Annotated in this window: 17 protein-coding genes; 8 read left to right on the top strand and 9 right to left on the bottom strand. The window is 74.3% G+C overall.

Going from position 1 to position 22,100, the window contains the following annotated elements; genetic code table 11:
• Positions 1–3: 3 nt before the first annotated feature.
• From AB0R04_RS20475 to AB0R04_RS20465, 3 genes are all read right to left on the bottom strand, one after another.
• Positions 4–1,209: a hypothetical protein gene (locus AB0R04_RS20475; protein WP_363373022.1), complete on the bottom strand. Its 1,206-nt coding sequence runs from the start codon at positions 1,207–1,209 to the stop codon at positions 4–6.
• Complete coding sequence (locus tag AB0R04_RS20470) at positions 1,206–3,827, bottom strand: hypothetical protein (protein WP_363373020.1); 2,622 nt, start codon at positions 3,825–3,827, stop codon at positions 1,206–1,208. The genes AB0R04_RS20475 and AB0R04_RS20470 overlap by 4 nt, the downstream gene beginning before the upstream one ends.
• 216 nt (positions 3,828–4,043) lie before the next feature.
• Positions 4,044–5,513, bottom strand: coding sequence for a glutamate synthase subunit beta (locus AB0R04_RS20465; RefSeq protein ID WP_363373017.1), 1,470 nt, complete (start codon positions 5,511–5,513; stop codon positions 4,044–4,046).
• Positions 5,514–5,719: 206 nt separating this feature from the next.
• On the opposite strand from AB0R04_RS20465, the gene AB0R04_RS20460 reads away from it, so the two are divergent.
• Both AB0R04_RS20460 and AB0R04_RS20455 read left to right on the top strand, forming a co-directional pair.
• A complete protein-coding gene (locus AB0R04_RS20460) occupies positions 5,720–6,403 on the top strand; it encodes a response regulator transcription factor (RefSeq protein WP_363373015.1) in 684 nt (227 codons plus the stop codon).
• Complete coding sequence (locus AB0R04_RS20455) at positions 6,400–7,785, top strand: HAMP domain-containing sensor histidine kinase (protein ID WP_363373012.1); 1,386 nt, start codon at positions 6,400–6,402, stop codon at positions 7,783–7,785. The genes AB0R04_RS20460 and AB0R04_RS20455 overlap by 4 nt, the downstream gene beginning before the upstream one ends.
• A 98-nt stretch (positions 7,786–7,883) precedes the next feature.
• Here AB0R04_RS20455 and efeB read toward each other — a convergent pair whose 3' ends face one another.
• The 3 genes from efeB to AB0R04_RS20440 all read right to left on the bottom strand — a co-directional run bounded on the left by efeB (position 7,884) and on the right by AB0R04_RS20440 (position 11,803).
• The gene (gene efeB, locus AB0R04_RS20450) at positions 7,884–9,212 is read right to left on the bottom strand and encodes an iron uptake transporter deferrochelatase/peroxidase subunit (RefSeq protein WP_363373009.1); all 1,329 of its coding nucleotides are present in this window, start codon (positions 9,210–9,212) and stop codon (positions 7,884–7,886) included.
• The gene (gene efeU / locus AB0R04_RS20445; RefSeq protein ID WP_363373006.1) at positions 9,212–11,272 is read right to left on the bottom strand and encodes an iron uptake transporter permease EfeU; all 2,061 of its coding nucleotides are present in this window, start codon (positions 11,270–11,272) and stop codon (positions 9,212–9,214) included. The genes efeB and efeU overlap by 1 nt, the downstream gene beginning before the upstream one ends.
• A 207-nt stretch (positions 11,273–11,479) precedes the next feature.
• The gene (locus AB0R04_RS20440) at positions 11,480–11,803 is read right to left on the bottom strand and encodes a hypothetical protein (RefSeq protein WP_363373004.1); all 324 of its coding nucleotides are present in this window, start codon (positions 11,801–11,803) and stop codon (positions 11,480–11,482) included.
• A gap of 395 nt (positions 11,804–12,198) precedes the next feature.
• Between AB0R04_RS20440 and AB0R04_RS20435 the strand changes: the two genes are divergently transcribed.
• Positions 12,199–13,821 carry a ubiquinol-cytochrome c reductase cytochrome b subunit gene (locus AB0R04_RS20435; protein WP_363373197.1) on the top strand — a complete coding sequence of 541 codons (1,623 nt, stop codon included), beginning with the start codon at positions 12,199–12,201 and terminating at the stop codon, positions 13,819–13,821.
• Positions 13,822–13,906: 85 nt separating this feature from the next.
• On the opposite strand, the gene AB0R04_RS20430 is transcribed toward AB0R04_RS20435, so the two are convergent.
• Positions 13,907–14,305, bottom strand: a complete 399-nt coding sequence (locus AB0R04_RS20430; RefSeq protein ID WP_159398309.1) for a cytochrome C oxidase subunit I — start codon at positions 14,303–14,305, stop codon at positions 13,907–13,909.
• A 256-nt stretch (positions 14,306–14,561) separates the two neighbouring features.
• On the opposite strand from AB0R04_RS20430, the gene AB0R04_RS20425 reads away from it, so the two are divergent.
• The 3 genes from AB0R04_RS20425 (at position 14,562) to AB0R04_RS20415 (ending at position 17,258) form a co-directional block, all read left to right on the top strand.
• On the top strand, positions 14,562–15,173 hold the full coding sequence (locus AB0R04_RS20425; protein WP_363373001.1) for a TetR family transcriptional regulator: 612 nt from the start codon (positions 14,562–14,564) through the stop codon (positions 15,171–15,173).
• A gap of 27 nt (positions 15,174–15,200) precedes the next feature.
• A complete protein-coding gene (locus AB0R04_RS20420) occupies positions 15,201–16,751 on the top strand; it encodes an FAD-dependent monooxygenase (RefSeq protein WP_363372998.1) in 1,551 nt (516 codons plus the stop codon).
• Positions 16,752–16,820: 69 nt separating this feature from the next.
• Complete coding sequence (locus tag AB0R04_RS20415; RefSeq protein WP_363372996.1) at positions 16,821–17,258, top strand: YchJ family metal-binding protein; 438 nt, start codon at positions 16,821–16,823, stop codon at positions 17,256–17,258.
• Positions 17,259–17,312: 54 nt separating this feature from the next.
• On the opposite strand, the gene AB0R04_RS20410 is transcribed toward AB0R04_RS20415, so the two are convergent.
• Complete coding sequence (locus AB0R04_RS20410) at positions 17,313–18,290, bottom strand: polysaccharide deacetylase family protein (protein WP_363372993.1); 978 nt, start codon at positions 18,288–18,290, stop codon at positions 17,313–17,315.
• Positions 18,291–18,518: 228 nt separating this feature from the next.
• Here AB0R04_RS20410 and AB0R04_RS20405 point away from each other — a divergent pair, with 228 nt between their 5' ends.
• The gene (locus AB0R04_RS20405) at positions 18,519–19,040 is read left to right on the top strand and encodes a GNAT family N-acetyltransferase (protein WP_363372990.1); all 522 of its coding nucleotides are present in this window, start codon (positions 18,519–18,521) and stop codon (positions 19,038–19,040) included.
• 9 nt (positions 19,041–19,049) lie between these two features.
• Here the strand turns inward: AB0R04_RS20405 and AB0R04_RS20400 are convergent, their stop codons facing one another.
• Positions 19,050–19,940 carry a carbohydrate kinase gene (locus AB0R04_RS20400; RefSeq protein WP_363372988.1) on the bottom strand — a complete coding sequence of 297 codons (891 nt, stop codon included), beginning with the start codon at positions 19,938–19,940 and terminating at the stop codon, positions 19,050–19,052.
• Positions 19,941–20,304: 364 nt separating this feature from the next.
• On the opposite strand from AB0R04_RS20400, the gene AB0R04_RS20395 reads away from it, so the two are divergent.
• Positions 20,305–21,780: a M1 family metallopeptidase gene (locus AB0R04_RS20395; protein WP_363373195.1), complete on the top strand. Its 1,476-nt coding sequence runs from the start codon at positions 20,305–20,307 to the stop codon at positions 21,778–21,780.
• Positions 21,781–22,100 lie beyond the last annotated feature (320 nt).

The raw sequence follows: 22,100 nt of genomic DNA, 5'->3' as shown, positions 1-22,100 counted from the left end.
TGCTCAACGCGCCGGCAGCAGGTACCCCAACTGCGAGACCGCCGGCCACAGTTCGTCCGCCAGCCGGGCCGCGCCCGCCACCGCGCCGACGAACACCTCGGGCGCGCCCGCCGCGGCCACCAGCCCACCCTTGGCCACCGTCGCCAGCCCGGCGACCAGCCCCGCCCCGGCCGCCGCCCAGATGCCCAGCGCGAGCAGCGCACCCGCGCCCAGCCCGGCCAGGAACAGCTCGCCCTCACGGGTGAACAGCCGCTGGTCGCGCTGCACCGCGGTGGCCAGTTCGGGGAGCAGCGTCGGCCCCAGCGTGCGGGCGCGCTGGCGGGCGGCGATCAGCCTGAGCATCGCCTCGCGGATCTTGTCGGGCAGTTGCACCGACCGCAGCGGCACCCGGTGGATGTGGTAGAGCACCAGCCCGTCGTAGCCGGGGCGCCCGTTCGCGGGCCGCGGGTGGTCCTTGAACTCCGCCCGGTTGGTGGGCCAGTAGCAGATCCAGTCGACGGAGGTCTCCCCGTTCGCCTCGGTGACGTTGAGCGGCATCGGCAGCACCATCAGCCCCGCGCCGAGCCGCCAGTCGGTGCCCGCGCCGACCACCGTGTCGGGCAGCTGCTTGACGGCGGTCTGCTGCATGACGGCCAGCCGGTTCCCGATCATCCGGCCGCACGGGTCCCGCAACACCGAGATCTTGCCCTGGAGTTCGCGGTAGGTGTCGAGGGCGCCGCCCTCGGTGCCGACCTCCAGGGCTTCCAGCCTCAGCTCCGGCACGTGGTTCTGGATGCCGAGCATGTCCGGTTTGAGCGCCCCGCCGGGGGTGAGCTCGCGGATCGCCTTGACCAGTTTGACCGCCGGGGTGCTCCGGTCCTTGAGCATCCGGGTGATCGCCTCGACCTTCGCCGCCGGGAAGACGTTGCGCAGGTCCTCGGAGAGCACCTGGAGCACCATCCGCAGCACCGGGTCCGGCGGCTGCTGGGTGAGCCTGGCGTAGGGCAGCGCGTCCTGCTGGTCGAGCCTGCCCCGGCCGGGCGTGCCCCACCACTCGCCGATCCGGTCGAGCTGGAAGGTCACCCAGGTCGCGCCGGGGCGGGCCTCGAAGTCCGTCCCGAAGTGGTGGCGGATCCACAGTTCGGCGGCCAGGTACTCGAAGACCGTGGGCGGCTCCGCGCGTGGCGGGCCCAGCAGTTGGCAGGCGTCCTCGTCGCGCAGGAAGCTCACGACATGTCCTTGAGCGGGCTGCTGACGGCGATGTCGGTACCGGAGGTCGGCGTGTACTCGTTCCACTCGGCGATCAGAGTGCCGTGCCGGCCCGGGCGGCGGACCGGGAACGGTGTCAGGGTGCCGTCGTGGCGGTGGGTGAGGCCGGCCAGCAGCAGGTGCCGCCCGTCGTCCGGGACCCGCACCACCCGGGCGGTCTCCTGGATCCGGCGGTCGTCGTACTCGTCGACGAGCACGACGGCGTCCGCCTCGAAGCCCGCGCTGGACGCCACCGGCACCAGGACGGGCGCTCCCCCGGCGGCCGGTTCGACCGCGGCGGCGCAGGTGGTCACCACCTCGTCCTCCAGCAGCAGCGCGCTGCTGCCGGGGTTGGCCGGCGGGATGCCGGGGTAGTTCCGGTCGTCGTAGGCGGCGATCTCCCGGGCGATGGTGAGGTACGGGTGGTCGGCGGGCAGCGGGGCGCCGTGGAAGCCGCCCTCGGCGAAGCGCACCCAGGCCTCCTCCCAGCCCTTGCGCACGGTGAGCACCACCCGGGCGCTGCCCGCGCGCAGGAAGGCCTGCCGGTTGGCGTCGGGGTGGGTGATCCTGCTGACGAAGCCCCAGGCGGCGGGCGCGTCCCAGAAGTACGAGTAGAGGAAGGTGACGACGTTCTCCCACTCGATGGCCTGGTTGATGAAGGCCACCTCCGCCTCGTGCCCGAGCACGGCCGCCCAGGCCGCGGCGCTCACCCCGATCCCGCCGGTGTCGTCGCCGGGGAAGCCGGCGCCGTGGCGCAGCCGGTCGGGGTCGTTGCCGACGGAGGCCTTGAACGCGTCGACCACCTCCTGCGGCATCACGTGGTAGTCCACGCCGAGCAGGAAGCGCAGCACGCCCTTCATGACCTCGTCGCTCTCCTCGCGCCGGAGCGTGAGGGTGTCCACGCCGTTCAGCCGGTCCCGCAGGGCGGCGGCGCGGGCGGCGAGGTCCTGCTGTTCGGCGTAGTACTTGGTCTGGGCGGCGTTGAACAGGGCCGACCAGACGCCGTTCTGCCACTGCCGCCGGGCCTCGTCGGTGGGTTCGACGACGGCCGTGAGGCTGAGCCAGGTCTGCCGGTTGTTGACCAGGTGGAAGCTCACCACGGACGGCCCGCCCGCGTGCCGCAGCAGCGCGCCGTTGGCCGGGTCGGCGAGGTCGACCGGGCCGTGGGAGCCGAACGGCTCGTTCCACTCGGGGATGGTGCTGCCGAGCACCTTGAGGTTGTAGTTGTAGTCTCCGGTGCGGCTCTCGGAGGCGAACTGGAACCAGAGGTTCTTGATCCAGTAGCCGTCCGGGACGGTGAGCGGCGGCGCGTCGTAGATGCCGGCGCCGTCGTTGTTCGGCGCGGTGGCGTTGACGTGGACGTCCGGGTGCGGGCCGGGGGCGAGCTGCACCACGGCGCCGTACCGCTCGGCGAGCACCAGGTAGTGCGGCTGGCTCTCGCCGGGGCGGACCTCCTCGGTGATGTCCGAGTGCGGCACGTCGAACTGGAACGGCCCCACCTTCGATTCCAGCGCGGCGAGTTCCGCGTAGGCCTCGCGCAGCGCTCCGGCCGGTTCGGGGATCGCCAGGTCGTAGGTGAGGCGCAGCCCGGAGCGGTAGAGCCGGACCCGCCACTTGCGCATCATGCTGAAGTAGTCGATCCGGATCGGGTCGGTGGGGCTGGCGTTCTTCAGTGTGCGGGTGGTGGTCTCCGAGGAGCCGGTGACGGTGGTCGTCGTGATGGTGACCTTGTGCTCCTGCTTGGTGCGGGAGGAGGCCTTCTGGGTGAGCGTGGTCGCGTGCTTGCGGCTGTCGGTGGCGGACTGGGAGTCGGAGTTCTGGCTGGTCATGCCGGAGGTGACGGAGCCGGAGATGAGCGGGATGCCGCCGGAGACGGTGCCGGTGACATTGAACTGGTTGCTGTGCTGCAACTGGTTGGTGGTGGACTGGGAGAGTTCGGTGTTGTCGGTGACGCCGGTCTCGCTGACGTTCTCCAGCGTGTCGGTGACGATCGAGCTGAACTCCTTGGAGGTGACGGACCACTCCTTCTGGGAGACGGCCGTCTCCTCCAGCGGCGCGAGCGGGATGGTGGCGACGAGTTCGCCCCGCTCGATGCCGGCCGGGGCCATCTCCAGGCGTTCCAGGTTCATCATGCCGATCGGGGTGACGGCCGCGTTGTGGTCGTAGGCGGCGTTCGCGGCGGCGGCCCGGGCGGCCAGCGCCAGGCCCTCCTCGGTGCCCGCGGCCCGGCGCACCCGCTCCAGCGCGTCGCCGAGGGCGCGCAGCGCGGCGCCGTCGACGGCGGCGAGGGCGGCGGCCCGCAGCGTGCGATCGGCCGGGGCGGCGGCGCCGGCGGCGAGCAGTTCCCAGGGCAGGTCCGCCGTCACCTGCTCGCGGACGGCGGCCACTTCGCCGGGGCGCAGGTCGAGCCCGCGCAGGTAGGCGTGCCCGGCGAAGGCCGGGCCGCGCTGCGGGCCGTCCACCCGGAGCGGGACGAGGGTGGCCTTCGGGATGCTGCGGGCCGCGTGGCCGAGCACCGGCGGCTGGCCGTCCGGCCACGGTGGTGTGGGCGGGGTGGGCGGCGTCGGCGGTGCGGGTGTGTCCGGGAAGTGGTCGGGCATGGCGGTCCCCTCCGTCCGTCTGCTGCCCCGAGCCCTACCCGGCGCCGCCCGGGGGACGCGCCGCGCCCGAACGGCTCGCGGCGCACGGCGGGTTGCGAGGAAGTGCGGCAGGGCTGCCGGGCCCGCCCGCACGCCCCTCAGAGCGTGAGCGCCCGCGCCGACGCCCAGAGCATGAGCGCCCGCACGCCCCTCAAAGCGTGAACGCCCGCGCGCCCCTCAAAGCGTGAGCGCCCGCGCCGACGCCCGGATCGGCGCCGGGAGTTCGGTGCCGCCGCGCAGATGGCGGTCCACCGCCGCGGCCGCCGCCCGCCCCTCGGCGATCGCCCACACGATCAGTGACTGCCCGCGCCCGGCGTCCCCGGCGACGAAGACGCCCGGCGCGCCGGTGGCGAAGTCGTCGTCCCGGGCCAGGGCGCCGTCCGGGCCGGTGGCGAGGCCGAGTTGGGTGATCAGCCCCTGGTCCGGCTCCGGGCCGATGAAGCCCAGCGCGAGCAGCACCAGCTCGGCCGGGACGCTCCGCTCGGTGCCGGCCCGGGGGCTGCGGTCGGCCGGTTCGGCCTCGGCGAAGCGGACGGCGGCCAGCCGGCCGTCCGGTCCGGCCTCGAAGCCGAGCGTGGTCGCCGCGAACACCCGGGGCCCGGCCGCCGTGGCCCCCGACTCCTCGTGCGAGGTGGTCTCCCGGTACACCTTCGGGTGGACGGGCCAGGGCTGCCCCGGCGCCCGGCACACCGGCGGGCACGGGTTGATGTCGAGCTGGGTGACGGAGGCCGCGCCCTGGCGCAGCGCCGTCCCCAGGCAGTCGGCCGCGGTGTCCCCGCCGCCGACGATCACCACGTGCCGGCCCTCGGCGGACACCGGCGGGGCCGCGCGGTCGCCCTCGTCGACCCGGTTCGCCCAGGTCAGGTAGTCGATCGCCTGGTGCACGCCGGGCAGGGCGCACCCCGGCACCGCCAGCTCCCGGCAGGCGGTCGCGCCGACCGCCACCACCAGCGCGTCGCACCCGGCCCGCAGTTCCCCGGCCGCGAGGTCCCGGCCGACGGACACCCCGGTGCGGAAGTCCGTGCCCTCGGCCCGCATCTGGTCGAGCCGCCGGTCCAGCCGGTGCTTCTCCAGCCGGAACGGCGGGATCCCGTAGCGCAGCAGCCCGCCTGGGCGGTCGGCCCGCTCGTACACCGTGGTGGCGTACCCGGCCCGGGTCAGCTGTTGCGCGGCGGCCAGGCCGGCCGGGCCCGAGCCGACCACGGCCACCCGCCGCCCGGCGCTCCGCTCGGGCGGCTGCGGCAGGTCCCAGCCCTCTTCCCAGGCCCGGTCGGTGATCGCCAGCTCGACGTTCTTGATCGTCACCGCCGCGCCGTCGATCGCCAGCACGCACGCGCTCTCGCAGGGCGCCGGGCAGAGCCGTCCGGTGAACTCGGGGAAGTTGTTGGTCGCCAGCAGCCGGGCGGCGGCGGCTCGCCAGTCCGCGTCCGCCACCAGCCGGTTCCACTCCGGTACCAGGTTTCCCAGCGGGCAGGCGTGGTGGCAGAACGGCAGCCCGCAGTCCATGCAGCGGCCCGCCTGCCCGCCCACCACCGGCAGCAACGTCCGTGGCCGGTACACCTCCCGGGAGTCCCCCAGCCGCTGCTGTGCGTCCCGCCGCTCGCGCTCGGCGCGCGGGGTGGTGAGGAAGGCCATCCGGTCTGCCATCGCGGCCTCCGGCGGGGTGTGCCGACAAGGACCCGGTGGCACCCCCGGCGGACACGCCACCGTGTGGCCACCGTACGCCCGTCCCCGGCGCTGCGAAAGCCGCAGCCGGTACGGCCACCGGCCGGGCCCGGACCCGGGGACCCGACGGAGGCCGTCGCCCCGACCCGCCGGACGCCGCCGCGGGCGCGCCGGGGAGAATCGGGGCCATGACCCACACCGTGCTGATCGCCGAGGACGACCGGGCCATCCGCGACTCCCTCACCCGCGCCCTCCAGTTGGAGGGCTACCGGGTGAGCACCGCCGCGGACGGCGCGCAGACCCTGGCCGCCCTCACGGAGCAGCGCCCGGACCTGCTGGTGCTGGACGTGATGATGCCCGGCCCGGACGGCCTGGAGGTCTGCCGCCGCCTGCGCGCCGACGGCGACCGCACCCCGGTCCTGATGCTCACCGCCCGGGTCGAGGTCCCGGACCGGATCGCCGGGCTCGACGCCGGGGCCGACGACTACCTGGTCAAGCCCTTCGACGTGGACGAGCTGTTCGCCCGCCTGCGCGCCCTGCTGCGCCGCAGCCCGCCCGAACCCGCCGGCGGCGGCGTCCTCGCGGTGGCCGACCTGCGGGTCGAGCCGCACGCCCGGCGGGCCTGGCGGGCCGGGCAGGAGCTGGAGCTCTCCCGGACCGAGTTCGACCTGCTGGAGCTGCTGACCCGGCACGCGGGCTCGGTGCTCGACCAGGCCACGGTGTACGAGCAGATCTGGGGCTACGACTTCGGCCCCGGCTCGAAGAACCTCGCGGTGTTCATCGGCTACCTGCGCCGCAAGCTGGACCGGCCCGGCCTGACACCGCTGATCCACACCGTCCGCGGCGTCGGCTACACGCTGCGCGAGTCGTGACCGGCCGCGGCCGGCCGCGGCTGCTGTGGCCGCGCCCGGGGCTGCGCACCACCGTCTCCCTCGCCTTCGCCGCGATGGCCGCCCTGGTCGCGGTGCTGATCGGCGCGCTCGGCTACCGCTCCGCCGCCCGGCTGATCCGGGACGACGAGGCCGCCGACTTCACCGCGGCCGTCCAGGCGGTGCACCAGCAGGTCGGCCGGGAGATGCTGTTCCCCGGCGACTTCAACGGCACGAGCGGCCTGAGCGAGGATCTGCTGCGCCCGATCCGGGTCACCTCGCAGTCCCTCGGCCCCGACGGGGAGGTGCTGCCCGGCACCGCCCGGATCGACCTCCGGCCGACCCCGGAGGACCGCTCCCTCGCCCGCTCCGACGCCCCCGGCCGGACCTCGTCCGGGCTTCGGCCCGTGCACGGCGACACCTACCGGGTGGCCGTGGTCTCGCTCGGCGGCGGCCGCGGCGCGGTCCAGATCGCCCAGCAACTGGGCCCCACCGAGCACCTGCTGGCGACGCTGCGGATCCGTACCGGGGTGTCGGTGGCGGTGGTCGCGGTGCTCGCGGGCGGGGCCGGCTGGCTGCTCGCCCGGCGGATCACCGGCCGGCTGGTCCGGCTCACCGACGCGGCCGAACTGGTCGCCGCCAGCGGACGGTTGGACGTTCCGGTGCCGGCCGCCGGGACGGACGAGGTCGGCCGGCTCGGCCGGGCCTTCGACCGGATGCTGGGCCGGCTCGCCACGGCGAAGGAGAACCAGCGCCGGCTCGTCCAGGACGCCGGGCACGAGCTGCGCACCCCGCTGACCAGCCTGCGCACCAACCTCTCGGTCCTGCCCAGCCTGGACCGCCTGCCGCCCGCCGAACAGGCCGCACTGATGGCCGATCTGGCCGAGGAGGCACGGGAGTTGACGCTGCTGGTGGAGGAGCTGGTGGCGCTCGCCGCGGACCGGAAGGCCGACGAGGAACCGACCGAGCTGGTGCTGGCCGAGCTGGTGCGCGAGGCCGCCGCACAGGCCCGGCGGCGCAGCGGCCGGGAGATCACCGTGGACGCCGACGACACGGTGGTCACGGCCCGCCCGGACGCGCTGGCCCGGGCGGTGGGCAACCTGCTGGACAACGCCGCCAAGTTCGACCCGGCCGGGACGGCCCCGATCGAGGTGGTGGTGCGCGGCCGCCGGGTCGAGGTGCGCGACGGCGGGCCGGGGATCGACGAGGCCGACCTCTCCCGGGTCTTCGACCGCTTCTACCGGGCCACCGCCGCGCGCAGCCTGCCCGGTTCGGGGCTGGGCCTGGCCATCGTGCACGAGGTGGCCGGCTCGCACGGCGGCGAGGCCTTCGCCGCCAACCGGGACGGCGGCGGCGCCGTGATCGGCTTCACCCTCGGCCCGTAGGGCGTGTCCTCGAAACCGCCGTCCGCGCAACGCCGCCGGGCCCCGGCGCGCGGCAGCGCCCGGGGCCCGGCGTCACGTCGGCCGCCGTGAGACCGCCATCAGACCGCCGCGAGCAGCCCGCGCCCGAGCCAGTCGGCGTTGTCCTTCACGCCCGGCAGGACGAAGAAGTACCCGCCGCCGGTCGGCGAGATGTAGTCGACCAGCGGCTCGTCGATGAGCCGGGTCTGGGTGGCCTCGAACTGCCGCACCACGTCCTGCTGGTAGCAGCAGAACACCAGGCCCATGTCCAGGTTGCCGGCCTTGTCGACGCCCCGGTCGTAGTTGAAGCCGCGGCGCAGGATGCGCGAGGTGTCGGTGTCGGCGGTGCGCGGGTTGGCGAGCCGGATGTGCGCCTTGAGCGGGATCGCCTTGCCCTCCGGGTCCTTGCCGTAGTCCGGCGCGTCGGTCTCCTGGCGGCCGTCCAGCGGCGCGCCGGTGTCGCGGCGGCGGCCGAACATCTTCTCCTGCTCGGCGAGGGTGACGCGGTCCCAGAACTCGATCAGCATCCGGATGATCCGGATCACCTGGTAGCTGCCGCCGGTCGCCCAGGCGGGCTCGCCCAGCCCGTCGGTGACCCAGATCAGCCGGTCCATCTCGCGGGCGGAGGTGGTGTCGGGGTTGACTATGCCGTCCTTGAAGCCGAGCAGGTTGCGCTGGGCGCCGTCCGGGCGGGACTCGTTCTGGAAGCCGTCGATCCGCCAGAGGATCTGCATCGCGCCGCGGGTGTGCCGGGTGATGTCGCGCAGCGCGTGCAGCACGGTGTCCTGGCGGTCGGCGCAGATCTGCAGCGAGAGGTCGCCGTGGAGTTCGGCGGCCTGCAGATTGTCGTTGGGGAAGGTCTTCATCGGGGCCAGCTTGGTCGGCTTGGCCTTGGCCAACCCGTACCGGTCGTCGAACAGCGAGGCGCCGACGCCGACCGTGACGGTCAGGTTGTCGGTGGTCACGGTGGGGCCGAGGATGCCGCTGTCGGCGGGCGGCGCGCCGACGCCGAGGTCGGGCGGGGTGCCGCCGGCGGTGAGGAAGCGGATCCGCTCGGTCAGGGTCTTGAGGAGGTCCTCCAGGCCCTTGCGGTCCTGGGCTATCACCTGGCAGGACAGGAAGGCCGCGTAGCCGGGGGCCGGGGTGGCGACGCCGGCCTGGTGGTCGCCGTGGAACGGGACGGCCCCGCTCTTCGCCTGGCGGCTGTCCCCGGCGGAGGCCGGGCCGGTGGCCAGGGTGAACGCCCCGCCCGCCAGGACGGCCGCCCCGGCGGAGGCGCCGAGGGCGGTCCGGACGAAGCTGCGGCGGGCCGGGCCGGCCGGGCAGCCGCCCTCGGCGACGGCCGGGGCGGGCGCGGCGGCGTGCGGGAACGGGCAGGAGCCTCCGGTGGCGGCGGTGTGGTCGGTCATCAGGCGGCCTTCCGGATCTCGAGCAGGGCGGGGATGGGGGCGAGGTCTTCGAGCAGCTCGCCGGTGGCGCCGTTGAGCTGGCGGCGGGCGTCGGCGGGGAGCTGCTCCAGCGCGGTCCAGCCCTCGGGCTTGTGGGCGGCGGCGACCAGGTCGCCGACCCGCTTCATCCCCGCGTCGACGCGGGTGAGCAGCTGCGGGTCGCGCTCGTCGAGCAGCGGCTGCAGGACGGTCAGCAGTTCCCGGGTGCCAGCCAGGTTGGCCTGGGTGGTGGCCAGGTTGGTGCCGCTGCCCTGGTCGGTGTCGCCGGTGAGCTCGAACTGGAGGGTGTTCTCCAGGATCTCGTGGGCGCGCAGCGGAAGGTCTCCGGGGTCGAAGTCCTGGCCGGGGAAGTCCTGCCCGAGCTTGGCGACATCGGCGGCCAGCTGGTCGGCGACGGGCGTCAGGTCGGCGGCGGACTGGCCGTGCCACAGGCCGTACTCCAGGCGCAGGAAGCCGGTGAAGTCCTTGTCCTGGGCCTTGTCGGCAAGCCCGTCGGGCCGGCCGTCGATCTTGCCGTCGAGGTCGGCGAAGGTGCCGTAGGCGGCGCCGAGCGAGGCGTACTGGAGGTGGGCGGTGAGCCAGTCGGCCTTGGCGGTGGCGAGGTCGCCGCCGTGGACGTCGGCCTGGAGCTTCTGGGTCTGCGTCAGCAGGGTCGCGAGGCCCTTGTTGACGTAGTCCTTGTAGGCGTCGAGCGGGCCCTTGAGGTCGTCCTCGGCGACCGGCTTGACGGCCTTGACCTGGCCGCCGCCGGTGACGTGCACGGCGGCCGAGGTGACGGAGGTGCCGCCGGTGGGTACGCAGCGCCAGGCGTAGTCGCCGGAGCCGATGGTCGCGGTCAGCGCGCGGGTGGTGCCGGGGGCCAGGCCCTCGATCTCGCCGTAGACGGCGCCGCTGGCCGGGTTGACCAGGTAGACCTCGGAGACCTTGTCGCCGGTGTTGTGCATCTGGAACACCTGCTGGCCGGGCAACGGGGTGCTGAAGCCCTTGCCGCACTCCTGCTCGGAGACGGACACGGTGGCGGAGCTGCTCTGTTTGCCGTCGCTGACCGCGATCACGGCCCCGGCGACCACCACCGGCACCGCGACCAGCGCGGTCGGCACGGCCCAGCGCGGCCGTCCGGACCGCACCGGCCCGGCGGCCTCGGGCGCGGCCGCGACCGCCCCGGCCTTCTCGCCCTGCGCCGCCTTCCCGGGGGCCGGAGCGGTCTTGCCGCCGCGGACGCCCTCGACGAACAGCGTCATCACGATGCACAGGTAGGCGAGGTAGCCGACGACCTGGAGGACCGTCATGGTGACGGTCAGGTTGAGGGTGCCCTGCACCAGCGTGGCGTACCAGGAGGAGGCGTCCAGGTGGCCGCTCAGGTCGAAGGCGTACGAGCTGCCGCCGCCGACCAGCCCGGACTCCTGCAGGTCGCGCAGGCCGTAGCCGAGCACACCCGCCGCGACCACGATCAGGCCGGCGCCGGTGATGGTGAAGAACCGGGTGAGGTTCATCTTCAGCGCCCGCCGGTACAGGCCCCAGCAGAGGCCGGCCGAGAGCACCAGGCCGACGGCCGCGCCGAGCAGCGGCCCGGTGGACTCCCCGGCGGTGCGCACGTTGGTCCACAGGAAGAGCGAGGTCTCCAGGCCTTCGCGGCCGACGGCCAGGAAGCTGGTGAGCACCAGCGCGCCGGCGCCCATCGCCAGCGAGGCCTGGACCTTCTCCTTCAGCTCGGCGGAGAGGGTACGCGCCGAGCGGCGCATCCAGAACACCATCGCGGTGACGAAGCCGACCGCGATCAGGCTCAGCACCCCGCCGAACGCCTCCTGGGCGTGGCCGGAGAGGTTGGCGGCGGTGAAGGTGAGCACCGCGCCGAAGCTGAGGCTGAGCGCGATCGCCGCCGCGACGCCGGTCCACACCTGCGGCAACCGGGCCTTGTGCCCGAACCGGACGAGCGTGGCGACCAGGATCGACACGATCAGTCCGGCTTCCAGACCTTCGCGCAGCCCGATCAGAAAGCTGGGAAACGCCTCATCCCACATGCAGCGGGCTCCTCCCCCGGTCACCCCGGGTCGTACCTGAACTCGGCGGCCCGCCGCGGGTGGCGGCGGCGCGGCACAGCCGAACGCCCCGGACACGAGGGTCCGGGGCGCTTCGACTTAGCTTAGGCAAACCTTAGAGCCGCCGTGGTCAACAGGACCCCCCGTTCAGGTAAGGGTTCGGTATGAGGGCTGCCGAGCCGGCCCGGCTCAGCCCCACCACTGCTCCGGCACCGTCTCCGGCTCCGCCGGCACCGCCACCGGCGCGGCGGCGGGCGTCACCAGCAACTCGCCGCCGCCCGTCTCGGCGACCAGGTAGCCGCACTCGCGCAGCACGACGGCGGCCGCACCGCTGACCGCCTCGCGCGCTCCCCGGGAGGGCGGCCCGTCCGGCCCCTCCCCCGGCGACCAGCCGACCGCCACCCCCGGCGGCCGATGGCCGATCCGCAGCAGGGACGGGCCCGACCCGGCGTCGATCCCGGCGCGGGCGAGGGCCGCGGTGACGTCCTCGAAGAGTTCAGGGTGATCCACCATTGGCGCAGCGTAGGCCCGGGATCGCGCGACCTCCGGACGCGGCGCGCGCCGAAACGGTTCAGCGGCACCCGGGCGCAGCACCGCCACCCGTCCGGCGGCCGATCAGACGCCAGGACCCCCCGTACGGACCGACACGAGCGGCCGTACGGACCGATGGACGTGCACAGTCGGCCCCCTGCCGACAGCATGACAGAGTAAGCGCTCCATCACCCTGAGCAACGGGCCAGTGGGTCACCCGCTCCGCGTGCCGGTTCAGCCGGCGGGCCCGTATCGAGAGGTCCCATGATCACAACACTTCGCCGGCCGGCGTCTTTGCCGGCGGGCCTCCAGCCCGGCACGCCGAGGACGCCGGGGAGCCCGTCGTGAGAACCGACCAGCAGTCGCAGCCGGGACCGGTGACCAGCACGCGCGCCAACCCCGCGAACAAGGCCGAGGCCCTGGCCGACTGGACCGACGGCCGGGTCGGCATCTACTCCCTGGCCAAGGCCAATCTGCGCAAGATCTTCCCGGACCACTGGTCCTTCATGCTGGGCGAGATCGCGCTCTACACCTTCGTCATCATCATCATCACCGGCGTCTGGCTGACCCTCTTCTTCAAGCCGAGCATGGGCGAGGTCATCTACGACGGCTCGTACGTCCCGCTCAAGGGCATCCAGATGTCGGAGGCCTACGCCTCGACCATCGACATCAGCTTCGAGGTGCGCGGCGGCCTGCTGATGCGCCAGGTCCACCACTGGGCGGCGATCGTGTTCGTCGCCTCGATGCTGACGCACATGATGCGCGTCTTCTTCACCGGCGCGTTCCGCAAGCCCCGCGAGATCAACTGGGTCTTCGGCGCACTGCTGCTGTTCCTCGGCATGTTCGACGGCTTCATGGGCTACTCGCTGCCGGACGACCTGCTCTCCGGCACCGGCATCCGCTTCATGGAGGGCGCCGTCCTGGCCGTGCCGATCGTCGGCTCGTACCTGCAGTTCTTCATGTTCGGCGGCGAGTTCCCCGGCCAGGACATCGTGCCGAGGCTGTTCACCGTGCACGTCCTGCTGATCCCGGGGGTCATGGTGGGCCTGCTCGCGGCGCACCTGATCCTGGTCTTCTACCACAAGCACACCCAGTTCGCCGGGCCGGGCCGGACCAACAACAACGTGGTCGGCATGCCGCTGATGCCGGTCTACATGGCCAAGGCCGGCGGCTTCTTCTTCCTGGTCTTCGGCGTGGTCGCGTTCATGTCGGCGATCGCCACCGTCAACCCGATCTGGGCCTACGGCCCCTACCGGCCCGACCAGGTGTCCACCGACGCCCAGCCGGACTGGTACATGGGCTTCTCCGAGGGCCTGGTGCGCGTGATGCCCGGCTGGGAGATCAGCGTCTGGGGCGGCCACACCCTGAACCTCGGGGTGTTCGTCCCGCTGATGGTCTTCCCGACCGTGCTGCTGATCATCTGGTGCTACCCGTTCCTGGAGGCCTGGGTCACCGGGGACCGCGGCGAGCACCACATCGCCGACCGGCCGCGCAACGCACCGGTGCGCACGGCCTTCGGCGCGGCCTGGATCGGCCTCTACCTGATCCTGCTGGCCGGCGGCGGCAACGACCTGCTCGCCACCCACTTCCAGCTGTCGATCAACGCGATCACCTACGCGGTGCGCACCGGCTTCTTCGTCGTGCCGGTGGTCGTCTTCGTGGTCACCAAGCGGTGGTGCCTGGGCCTGCAGCGGCGCGACAAGGAGAAGGTGCTGCACGGCCGGGAGACCGGCGTCATCAACCGGCTCCAGCACGGCGAGTTCGTCGAGGTGCACGCCCCGCTCCCGCCGGGCCGGATGTTCACCCTCACCGCGCACGAGCAGCCGCAGCCGGAGGACCTGCCGCCGGAGGTGGACGAGAACGGGGTGGTCCGCAAGGCCGGGCTGTTCGCCCGGGCGAGGGCCAAGCTGTCCCGCGGCTTCTACGGCGAGGGCAGCCAGATCGCCAAGCCCACCGCCGAGGAGCACCAGGAGATCAGCAGCGGCCACGGCCACCACTGATCCCCGCGCACGCCCGAAGGCCCGCCGCGCCGATGACGGCGCAGCGGGCCCTCGGGCGTGCCGGCGGATCGGCCCGGCTCAGGCCTCAGGCCCGCAGGGCCGCCGGGACGACGGCGAACAGCGCCGCCGCCAGGGTGACGGAGAGGCAGAGCGCGGCCCAGCGGGCGCAGATCCGGCGGCACTCGCTGCGGTAGCGGGCGGCCAGCCGGCGGCAGCGCTCGACGGCGCGGTCGACGACCTCCTCGGCGTAGCGCAGGCGGTCGGCGGCGTAGGCCTGCTCCAGGCTCTCCCGCTCCGCGGCGGGCAGCCACGGGAACTGCCCGGCGAAGGCCCGGGCGTCCCGTTCGGCCGCCGCCACCTCGGCCTCCCAGGCGAGATAGCCCTCCAGCCGGGCGATCTCCGCCCGGGCGTTCACCCGGCCGCCCCCGGCGGGCCGGCCCTGCCGAGGGGTCCGCGCTCCCGGCGGACGCTGTCTGCCACCCATGACCGCTCCTCATGTCCTGTCGAGGCGTGCTGTCGGGACGCCCTGTCGAACCGTCCCGCCGAACCGGCGCGGGAGACCGCTCCGCAACCAGGCCACTACTATCAGTGACCACCCGGGCGGGCAGGGCGACTCGCCGAGCCGCCGCGCGACTCCTCGCAACCCCGCCGGGGCGGATCCGCCCGGGGTGTCGGCTCCGAAAAAGTTGCGTGCCACGCACTCTTGCGCGGCCCGCAGGTTTCCGGGGAGAGTGGTGGGCATGACGAAGAGTCAGATCGGTCTGCGGGAACGGAAGAAGGCCGCGACCCGGGAGGCACTGAGCTGGGCCGCACTGCGCCTGGCGGTGGAACGGGGCCTGGAGAACGTCCGGGTGGAGGACATCGCGGCCGCGGCCGGGGTGTCACCGCGCACCTACAACAACTACTTCTCCAGCAAGGCCGAGGCCATCGTCTCCCGGCACTGCGACCGCATCCGGCTCGTCGGCGAGGCGCTGCGCGAGCGGCCCCCGGCCGAACCGCTCTGGGAGGCGCTCACCCGGGCCACCCTCGCACCCTTCGACGGCGCGGCGGAGCAACCGGACCCGCGGTGGACCGCCGCGGTGCGGCTGCTGCTGCGCGAACCGGCCCTCCAGGCCGAGCTGGCCCGCGCCGGCGCGGACGCCGAGGCCGGGCTCGCCGCAGCGGTGGCCGCCCGGACCGGGGCCGACCCCGGCGGCCTCCACCCCAGACTGGTCGCCGCCGGCGTCCTGGCCGCGCTCAGGGCGGCCAGCGACGTATGGCTGCGCGCCGACCCGCCGGTACCGCTGCAACCGCTCCTGGCGGAGGCGCTGCGGCAGCTGGCGGCCGGCCTCCCCGAACCGTCGTCCTCGTGAACTCACCGTCGCACAGGGGGATTTACCATGACCCACGATGTCATCATCGCCGGCGCCGGCCCGAACGGGCTGATGCTGGCCTGCGAACTGGCGCTGGCCGGAGTCCGGCCGGTGGTGCTGGACCGGCTGGCCGAACGCTCGTCGGAGCAGAAGGCGAACGGGCTGGTCGGCCAGGTGATCCGGCTGTTGGACCACCGCGGCCTGTACGAGCGGCTCGGCGGCCCGGACGCCCCGGCCCCGGTGCCCCGCTTCGTGTTCGGCGCGTTCCCGCTGGACCTCCGGGAGCTCGACGGCAACCCGCTGTACGCCCTGCCGGTGCCGCAGCACCGGATCGAGCAGGCCCTGGCGGAGCGGGCCCGCGAACTCGGCGTGACCGTGCACCACGGCCGCGAGGTCACCGGCCTGACCCAGGACGAGGCGGGGGTGACCGTCGAGGTCCACGGACCGGACGGGCCGGAGCGGCTGCGCGCCCGGTACCTGGTCGGCGCCGACGGCGGCCGCAGCACCGTCCGCAAGCTGGCCGGGATCGGCTTCCCCGGGGTCACCTCGCCCGACCCCGTCGCGCGCATCGCCCACGTGCGCCCGCCCGAGGGGGTGCAGGTGCTCGACACCGGCGAGGTGCTGCTGCCCGGATGCCCGACGCCGTTCCGCCCGTTCACCCACACCCGCACCGCACACGGGGTGTTCGTGCTCGCCCCGATGGGCCCGGAACTCGCCATGATGGCCACCATGGAGTGGGACGGCCCGCCCGTCGACGAGACCGTGCCGGCCACGCTGGACGAACTGCGCGCCAGCGTCCGCCGGGTGACCGGCGCCGACCTGCCGCTCGCCCCGGCCGGCACGCCCGGCGCGCACACCCCGCGCCGCCAGGTCGGGCACAACACCCGGCTCGCCGAGCGCTACCGCGAGGGCCGGGTGCTGCTGGTCGGCGACGCCGCGCACGTGCACGCCGCCACCGGCGGTCCGGGCCTCAACCTCGGCCTCCAGGACGCCGCGAACCTCGGCTGGAAGCTGGCCGCCGACCTCCAGGGCTGGGCCCCGCCCGGCCTGCTGGACAGCTACCACCGCGAGCGGTACCCCGTCGGCGAACGGGTCTTCATGCACTCGCAGGCCCAGATGGCCCTGATGTCCCCGGGCCCGGCCGTCACCGCCCTGCGCGCCCTGTTCGGCGAACTGCTCGCGTACCAGGACAACCTCGGGCGGATCGCCGCGCTCATGGCGGGCAGCGACGTCCGGTACGACACCGACTGCCCGCACCCGCTCGCCGGCGGCTTCGCGCCGGACCTCCCGCTGACCACCGCCGCCGGCCCCACCCGGCTCGCCGAACTGGCCCGTGGCGGCCGGGCCCTGCTGCTCGACCTCGCGGGGGGCTCACCACGGCTCGCCGACCTCGCGGCCGGCTGGAAGGGCCGGGTGGACGTGCTCACGGCCGACTGCCCGCAACCGCCCGCCGGCGCGATGCTGGTGCGCCCGGACGGCTACGTCGCCTGGGCCGCCACTCCCGGGGAGGAGGATCCGGACGGGCTGCTGCGCGCGCTGCACTCCTGGTTCGGCGAACCGGACTCCGCCCGCTGCTGAGCACCCGCACCCGGACGCCCCACCGGCCCCGGTCGGGGCGTCCGGGGCCGGGGGGAGAGAATGGACCGCATGTCCCCACGTCGCCCCGCGCCCCGCGCCGCCGCCTCCGCGCCCCGGCTGCTGCCCTCCTCCCCCTGCCCCTGCGGCCTGCCCGCCGCCTACGGCGACTGCTGCGGGCGACTGCACCGCGGCCAGACGGCGGCCACCACCGCCGAGTCCCTGATGCGCTCGCGGTACAGCGCCTTCGCCGCCCAGGACGAGGCCTACCTGCTGCGCACCTGGCACCCGGACACCCGGCCCGCCGAGGTGGACTTCGACCCGGCGCTGCGCTGGACCGGCCTGGAGGTGGTGTCCACCACCGAGGGCGGCGCCTTCCACGCGGAGGGCACGGTCGCCTTCCGGGCGCACTGGACCGAGGGCCGCGAGCAGGGCGTGCTCACCGAGCACAGCCGGTTCGTCCGGCACGAGGGCGCCTGGGTGTACCTCGACGCACTCTCGCTCGGCTGACCCTCGGGGTCCCCGGGTTCCCCGGGTTCCCCGGGTTCCTCGACGGGCGAACTCCTACAGGTAGTCGTCCAGTCGGCCGAGGGCGAAGCCCTGCGCGGTGACGTCGTTGACGACCTTGCGGAGCAGGTCCGGCATCGAGGCCTTCCAGAGGTCGACGCCCCGGAAGTGGGTGAGGATGATGTCGCCCGGGTGGAGCTTCCGGTCGTTGTAGCGCCACTCCATGTGGTCCGGGAAGGCCTCCTCGTTCCACAGCGGCACCGCCTGGACCCCGCAGGACGCCGCCGCGCGCAGCGTGTCGTCGTTGTACTCGCCGTACGGGGGCCGGAACAGCCGGGGGCGGACGCCGATCTGCTTCTCCAGCTGGTCCTGCTGACGGCAGATCTCGTCGCGCTGGGCCCCGTAGTCGAGGACCTTCAGGTTGCGGTGGTTGATGGTGTGGTTGTTGATCTCCACCCCCTGGGCGTGCAGGTCGCGGAAGTAGCCGTAGTTCTCGCGGGCCAGGTAGTCGGAGATGTAGGTGCTGAGCGGGATGCCGAGTTCGTCGGCCATCCGGGAGAACTCCGGGTCCTTCTCGGCGCCGTCGTCGACGGTGAGGAAGACCACCTTCTCGTCGGTCGGCACCCGGTAGACCACCGGCGGCCGCCCCTCCTTGAGCTTCACGCCCTGCGACTGGGCCAGCACCGGCCTGGTCGCCGGGCGTGGCGGCGCCTTCAGCGGCGGGGCCTCCAGGCCCCAGCGGTGCGCGGTCTCCAGGGCCGCCCCGGTTTCCGACTCCTGGCGGGCGACCGCCTCGGTGCCGGCCTCCTCCTCCTTGCGGGCCAAGCCCGGCAGCACCGGCAGCGCCTCGGGCGGGCGGCCGACCCCGTGTTCGACGACGGGCACGGCACCCGGCGCGGGCGGGACGACAGCCGGCCGCGCGGGGTCGACCGGCCCGGCACAGCCGGCGGCGACGGCGGAGAGGCAGACGGTGGCCAGCAGACCGGTCCGCACACCCGCCCGCACACCGGCGCCGCGTCCCTGAATTCCCCTCAAACCCGCATTAATGCGATGATTTGATGATCTGTTCATAGAAGCACTGCTCCCCCGCAGCGCACCCCCGCCAATCCCCTCATCACCCGTGCGGGGCAACGACGCGCCAGGCCCCTTGCCCTTCCTTTGCCGAACCGGCCGGGCACCCGACCGGCCGGGCACCCGAGTCGACCGGGCACCCGCGCGAAAACCCGATTGCGGCCCGGACCAGCGACCACCGATCATGCGCCCATGACCGACACCGCGCCCCGCACCGCCCGCCTCTGGTCCGTCGCCACGGCGGACGTCACCGCACCCGAGGCCCTGGCCCTGCTGCGCGAGTACTACTACGACGTGGCCAACCGCTACTACCGACTGCACCTCGGCCGCGAAGGCACCCCCGAGGAACTGGAGTCGGGGCTGGCCGGCTCCCCCAGCGACGACCTCGCCGCACCGGACGGGCTCTTCCTGCTCGGCCACTACGACGGCGCGGCCCAGTCCTGCGCCGGGCTGCGCCGGCGCGACGCCGACACCGTCGAGCTGACCCGGGTGTTCGTCCGCCCCGGCCTGCGCGGCACCGGCGGCGGCGCCCGGCTGCTCGCCGCCGTCGACGAGGCCGCCCGCTCGCTCGGCGCCCGGCGGATCGTCCTCGACACCCGCCTCGACCTGGTCGAGGCCCGCGCGCTCTACACCCGCCACGGCTACCGCGAGATCCCCGCCTACAGCAGCGGCCCGTACGCCCAGGTCTGGTACGGCAAGGAGCTGGCCGGCTAGGTCGTGCCCTTAACCCGCCTGCGTCAGGGCTGCCGTCAGCTCCGCCGTCGAGGGCGGGTTGGCGCCGGGGCGGGAGACGGTCAGCGCGGCGGCCGTCACCGCCTGGGTGAGGCAGCCGGCGAGGTCGGCGCCGGCCGCGCGGGCGTGCAGGAAAGCCGCCGTGAAGGAGTCCCCGGCGCCGACGGTGTCGGCGACCGGCACCGGAACGGCTGCGGCCCGCGCGTGCCCGCCCTCGGCGGTGAGCGCGAACGCGCCGTCGGCACCCAGGGTCACCGCGACCACGGCCGGGCCGAGGGCGAGCCAGCGGCGCGCGACCGTGTCCGCTTCCTCGCCGGGGTAGAGCCAGGCCAGGTCCTCGTCGCTCGCCTTGACCACGTCGCTCAGCGCCACGCAGCGCTCGACCCGCCGCACGGCCTGCGCCCGCTCGCCCATCAGCGCGGGGCGCACGTTCGGGTCGTAACTGATCTGCGCCCGGCCGCGCCACCGCTCGACCAGCGCCAGCACCGCCGCCGCGCCCGGGTCGGTGACCGCCCCGATCGAGCCGAGGTGGATCGCGCCCGGCGCTTCGGCGAGTTCGGTCGGCGGCAACGTCCAGCCGATGTCGAAGGTGTAGCGCGCCCGCCCCTGTCCGTCGAGGCGCACCACGGCCGAGGGGGTCCGCGCCACCCCCGCGGCCCGGACCACCACCCCCGCCGACTCCAGGTGCGCCCGGATCAGCCGGCCGTTGGCGTCGTCCCCGAGCTGGGTGAGCAGGGTGGCGGGCCGCCCCAACCGGGCCAGGCCGTACGCGACGTTCGCGGGGCTGCCGCCGGGGTGGACGGTGTCCGGGGCGCCATCCGTGCGGACGACGTCGGCGACGCACTCGCCGATCACCAGAACGTGCGAATCGGGGCTGGTCACGGCGGCTCCTGGCATCCGGTACGCGGGCGTCGTCTCGGCCGCCAGCCTACGGGGTGCACCCGGGCATGAAGGACGGCCGCCGGACCTGGCCAGGTTCTCCGACGGCCGTGGCCTCGTCCGTCAGGGGGCGAAGCACTTCGAACGTTAGTCAGCGCGCGGCGGCCCCGCCATCGCTGTAGGCCGTCCGGGGGATGGCCTCGTGTCGACAGCCGTCCGGGCGGCGGCGCCGGGCGGGTGCCCCGGTCCGCTAGGGTCCGTGCCCGGTGCGTCGCGCACGTACCGCCGCCAGGCCCCTCGGGGCCACGACTCCCGAAGTGCGGTGATCGCCCTGTCCAGGCCCCGTCTCGGCCTCGTCCTCCCCCTCGTGCTCAGTGCGGCGCTGCTGTCCGCCGGCACCAGGGCCGCCACCGCCGCGGACGGCCTCGGCGACCCGGTCTTCCCCTCGCTCGGCAACAGCGGGTACGACGCGCTCGCCTACGACCTGTCCTTCGACTACCGGGCCGCTACCCGCACCGTCGACGCGACCGCGGTGATCACCGCCCGGCCGTCCCGCACCCTGGCGCGCCTGGAGCTGGACGCGCTGGGCCTGACCGTGCGCGCCGTCCGGGTCGACGGGCGCCCGGCGGAGTTCGCCGCCCACGACGAGAAGCTGACCATCACTCCGGCCCGGCCCCTGCACCGCGGCACCACCGCACGGCTGACCGTCGAGTACACCGCCGACCCGCGCGCCAGGCTCCCGCACACCGGCTGGGTCCCGACCCCGGACGGCTTCGCGGTGGCCGGCCAACCCGACAGCGCGCACACCGTCTTCCCGTGCAACGACCACCCCAGCGACAAGGCCCGGTTCACCATCGCCGTCACCGCGCCCGACGGCCTGCTGGGCGTCGCCAACGGGGAGTTGGCGCAGACCGAACGGCTCGGCGACGGCCGGACCACCCGGCGGTACGCCTCCCGCGAGCCGATGGCCACCGAGCTGGTGCAGGTCTCCGTCGGGAACTACACCGTCCGCGAGCGCACCGGCCCGCACGGCCTGCCGCTGCGCGACGTCGTCCCGACCGCCCGGGCCGCCGACCTCGAACCCGCCCTGGCGCTCACCGCCGACCAGCTGACCTGGGCCGAGCAGCACCTCGGGCCGTTCCCCTTCGAGACCTACGGCCTCCTGCCGGCCGACACCGACGACCCGGCCGCGTTCGGCTTCACCGGCCTGGAGACCCAGACCCTCACCCTCTACAAGCCGAACTTCCTGCGCCAGCCCGAGTCCGCGATCGGCTCGCACCAGATGCACGAGCTGGTGCACTCCTGGTTCGGCGACAGCGTCTCCCCCGCCAGCTGGGCGGACCTGTGGCTCAACGAGGGGCACGCCGACTACTACGCCCTGGTCTACCGCTACGAGCGCGGCTGGCCGGACGCCTGGGGCCACACCACCCTGGTCGACCGGATGCGGGCCCTCTACGGCCTCGGCGACCAGTGGCGGCACGACTCCGGACCGGTCGCCACCCCCAGCGCCGCCAAGCTCTTCGACAGCCAGCGCTACACCGGCGGCGCGCTGGTGCTGTTCGCGCTGCGCGAGCGGGTCGGCCCCGAGGCCTTCGACCGGATCGAGCGCACCTTCCTGCGTGAGCACCGGTACGGCACCGCCAGCACCCAGGACTACCTGCGCGCCGCCTCCGAGGTCTCCGGCCAGGACCTCTCCGGCTTCCTCACCGACTGGCTGTACGGGCTGCGCACCCCGCCGATGCCCGGCCACCCCGACTGGACGGTCACCCCGGTGACCGCGGACCCGGCGGCGGCCGCCCGCGGTGTCCCCACCGAGGCGCCGCACGGCTCCGGGACGCTCTGACCCACCGTCGCCGGGCCGGCCTGATCCGCGGTCCGGCCTGATCCGTGGTCCGCCCGATCCGTGGTCCGCCGCCCCCTGCGTCCCACCCGTACGCCCCTGGCGCGCCGCATCGTGCGCCCGGACGCCCCGTGAGCGCCTCTGGCCGGACGGGCCCGACGGGGCCATCGTGGTGCCCACGGCCCGCCCGCCGCCCGGCCGAGTCCCGGCCGGCTCGCGGGCCGTCCAACCTCCCCGCGCCGGTCCGCCGAAAATCCCCGTGCCCGGAAGACAACCCGAAACACCGTCCAGCACGTTCATCAGCTGTGAGTAGGACACCACGA

Origin of the sequence: Kitasatospora sp. NPDC056731, from assembly GCF_040687675.1 — a bacterium.
GTDB lineage: Bacteria > Actinomycetota > Actinomycetes > Streptomycetales > Streptomycetaceae > Kitasatospora.
This window is presented reverse-complemented; position numbering and strand designations above follow the sequence as displayed.

Excerpts from the sequence above, each read along its gene's own strand:
- AB0R04_RS20470 (WP_363373020.1), bottom strand. The coding sequence starts at position 3,827 with ATGCCCGACCACTTCCCGGACACACCCGCACCGCCGACGCCGCCCACC.
- AB0R04_RS20465 (WP_363373017.1), bottom strand. The coding sequence starts at position 5,513 with ATGGCAGACCGGATGGCCTTCCTCACCACCCCGCGCGCCGAGCGCGAG.
- AB0R04_RS20460 (WP_363373015.1), top strand. The coding sequence starts at position 5,720 with ATGACCCACACCGTGCTGATCGCCGAGGACGACCGGGCCATCCGCGAC.
- efeB (WP_363373009.1), bottom strand. The coding sequence starts at position 9,212 with ATGACCGACCACACCGCCGCCACCGGAGGCTCCTGCCCGTTCCCGCAC.
- efeU (WP_363373006.1), bottom strand. The coding sequence starts at position 11,272 with ATGTGGGATGAGGCGTTTCCCAGCTTTCTGATCGGGCTGCGCGAAGGT.
- AB0R04_RS20440 (WP_363373004.1), bottom strand. The coding sequence starts at position 11,803 with ATGGTGGATCACCCTGAACTCTTCGAGGACGTCACCGCGGCCCTCGCC.
- AB0R04_RS20430 (WP_159398309.1), bottom strand. The coding sequence starts at position 14,305 with ATGGGTGGCAGACAGCGTCCGCCGGGAGCGCGGACCCCTCGGCAGGGC.
- AB0R04_RS20425 (WP_363373001.1), top strand. The coding sequence starts at position 14,562 with ATGACGAAGAGTCAGATCGGTCTGCGGGAACGGAAGAAGGCCGCGACC.
- AB0R04_RS20420 (WP_363372998.1), top strand. The coding sequence starts at position 15,201 with ATGACCCACGATGTCATCATCGCCGGCGCCGGCCCGAACGGGCTGATG.
- AB0R04_RS20415 (WP_363372996.1), top strand. The coding sequence starts at position 16,821 with ATGTCCCCACGTCGCCCCGCGCCCCGCGCCGCCGCCTCCGCGCCCCGG.
- AB0R04_RS20405 (WP_363372990.1), top strand. The coding sequence starts at position 18,519 with ATGACCGACACCGCGCCCCGCACCGCCCGCCTCTGGTCCGTCGCCACG.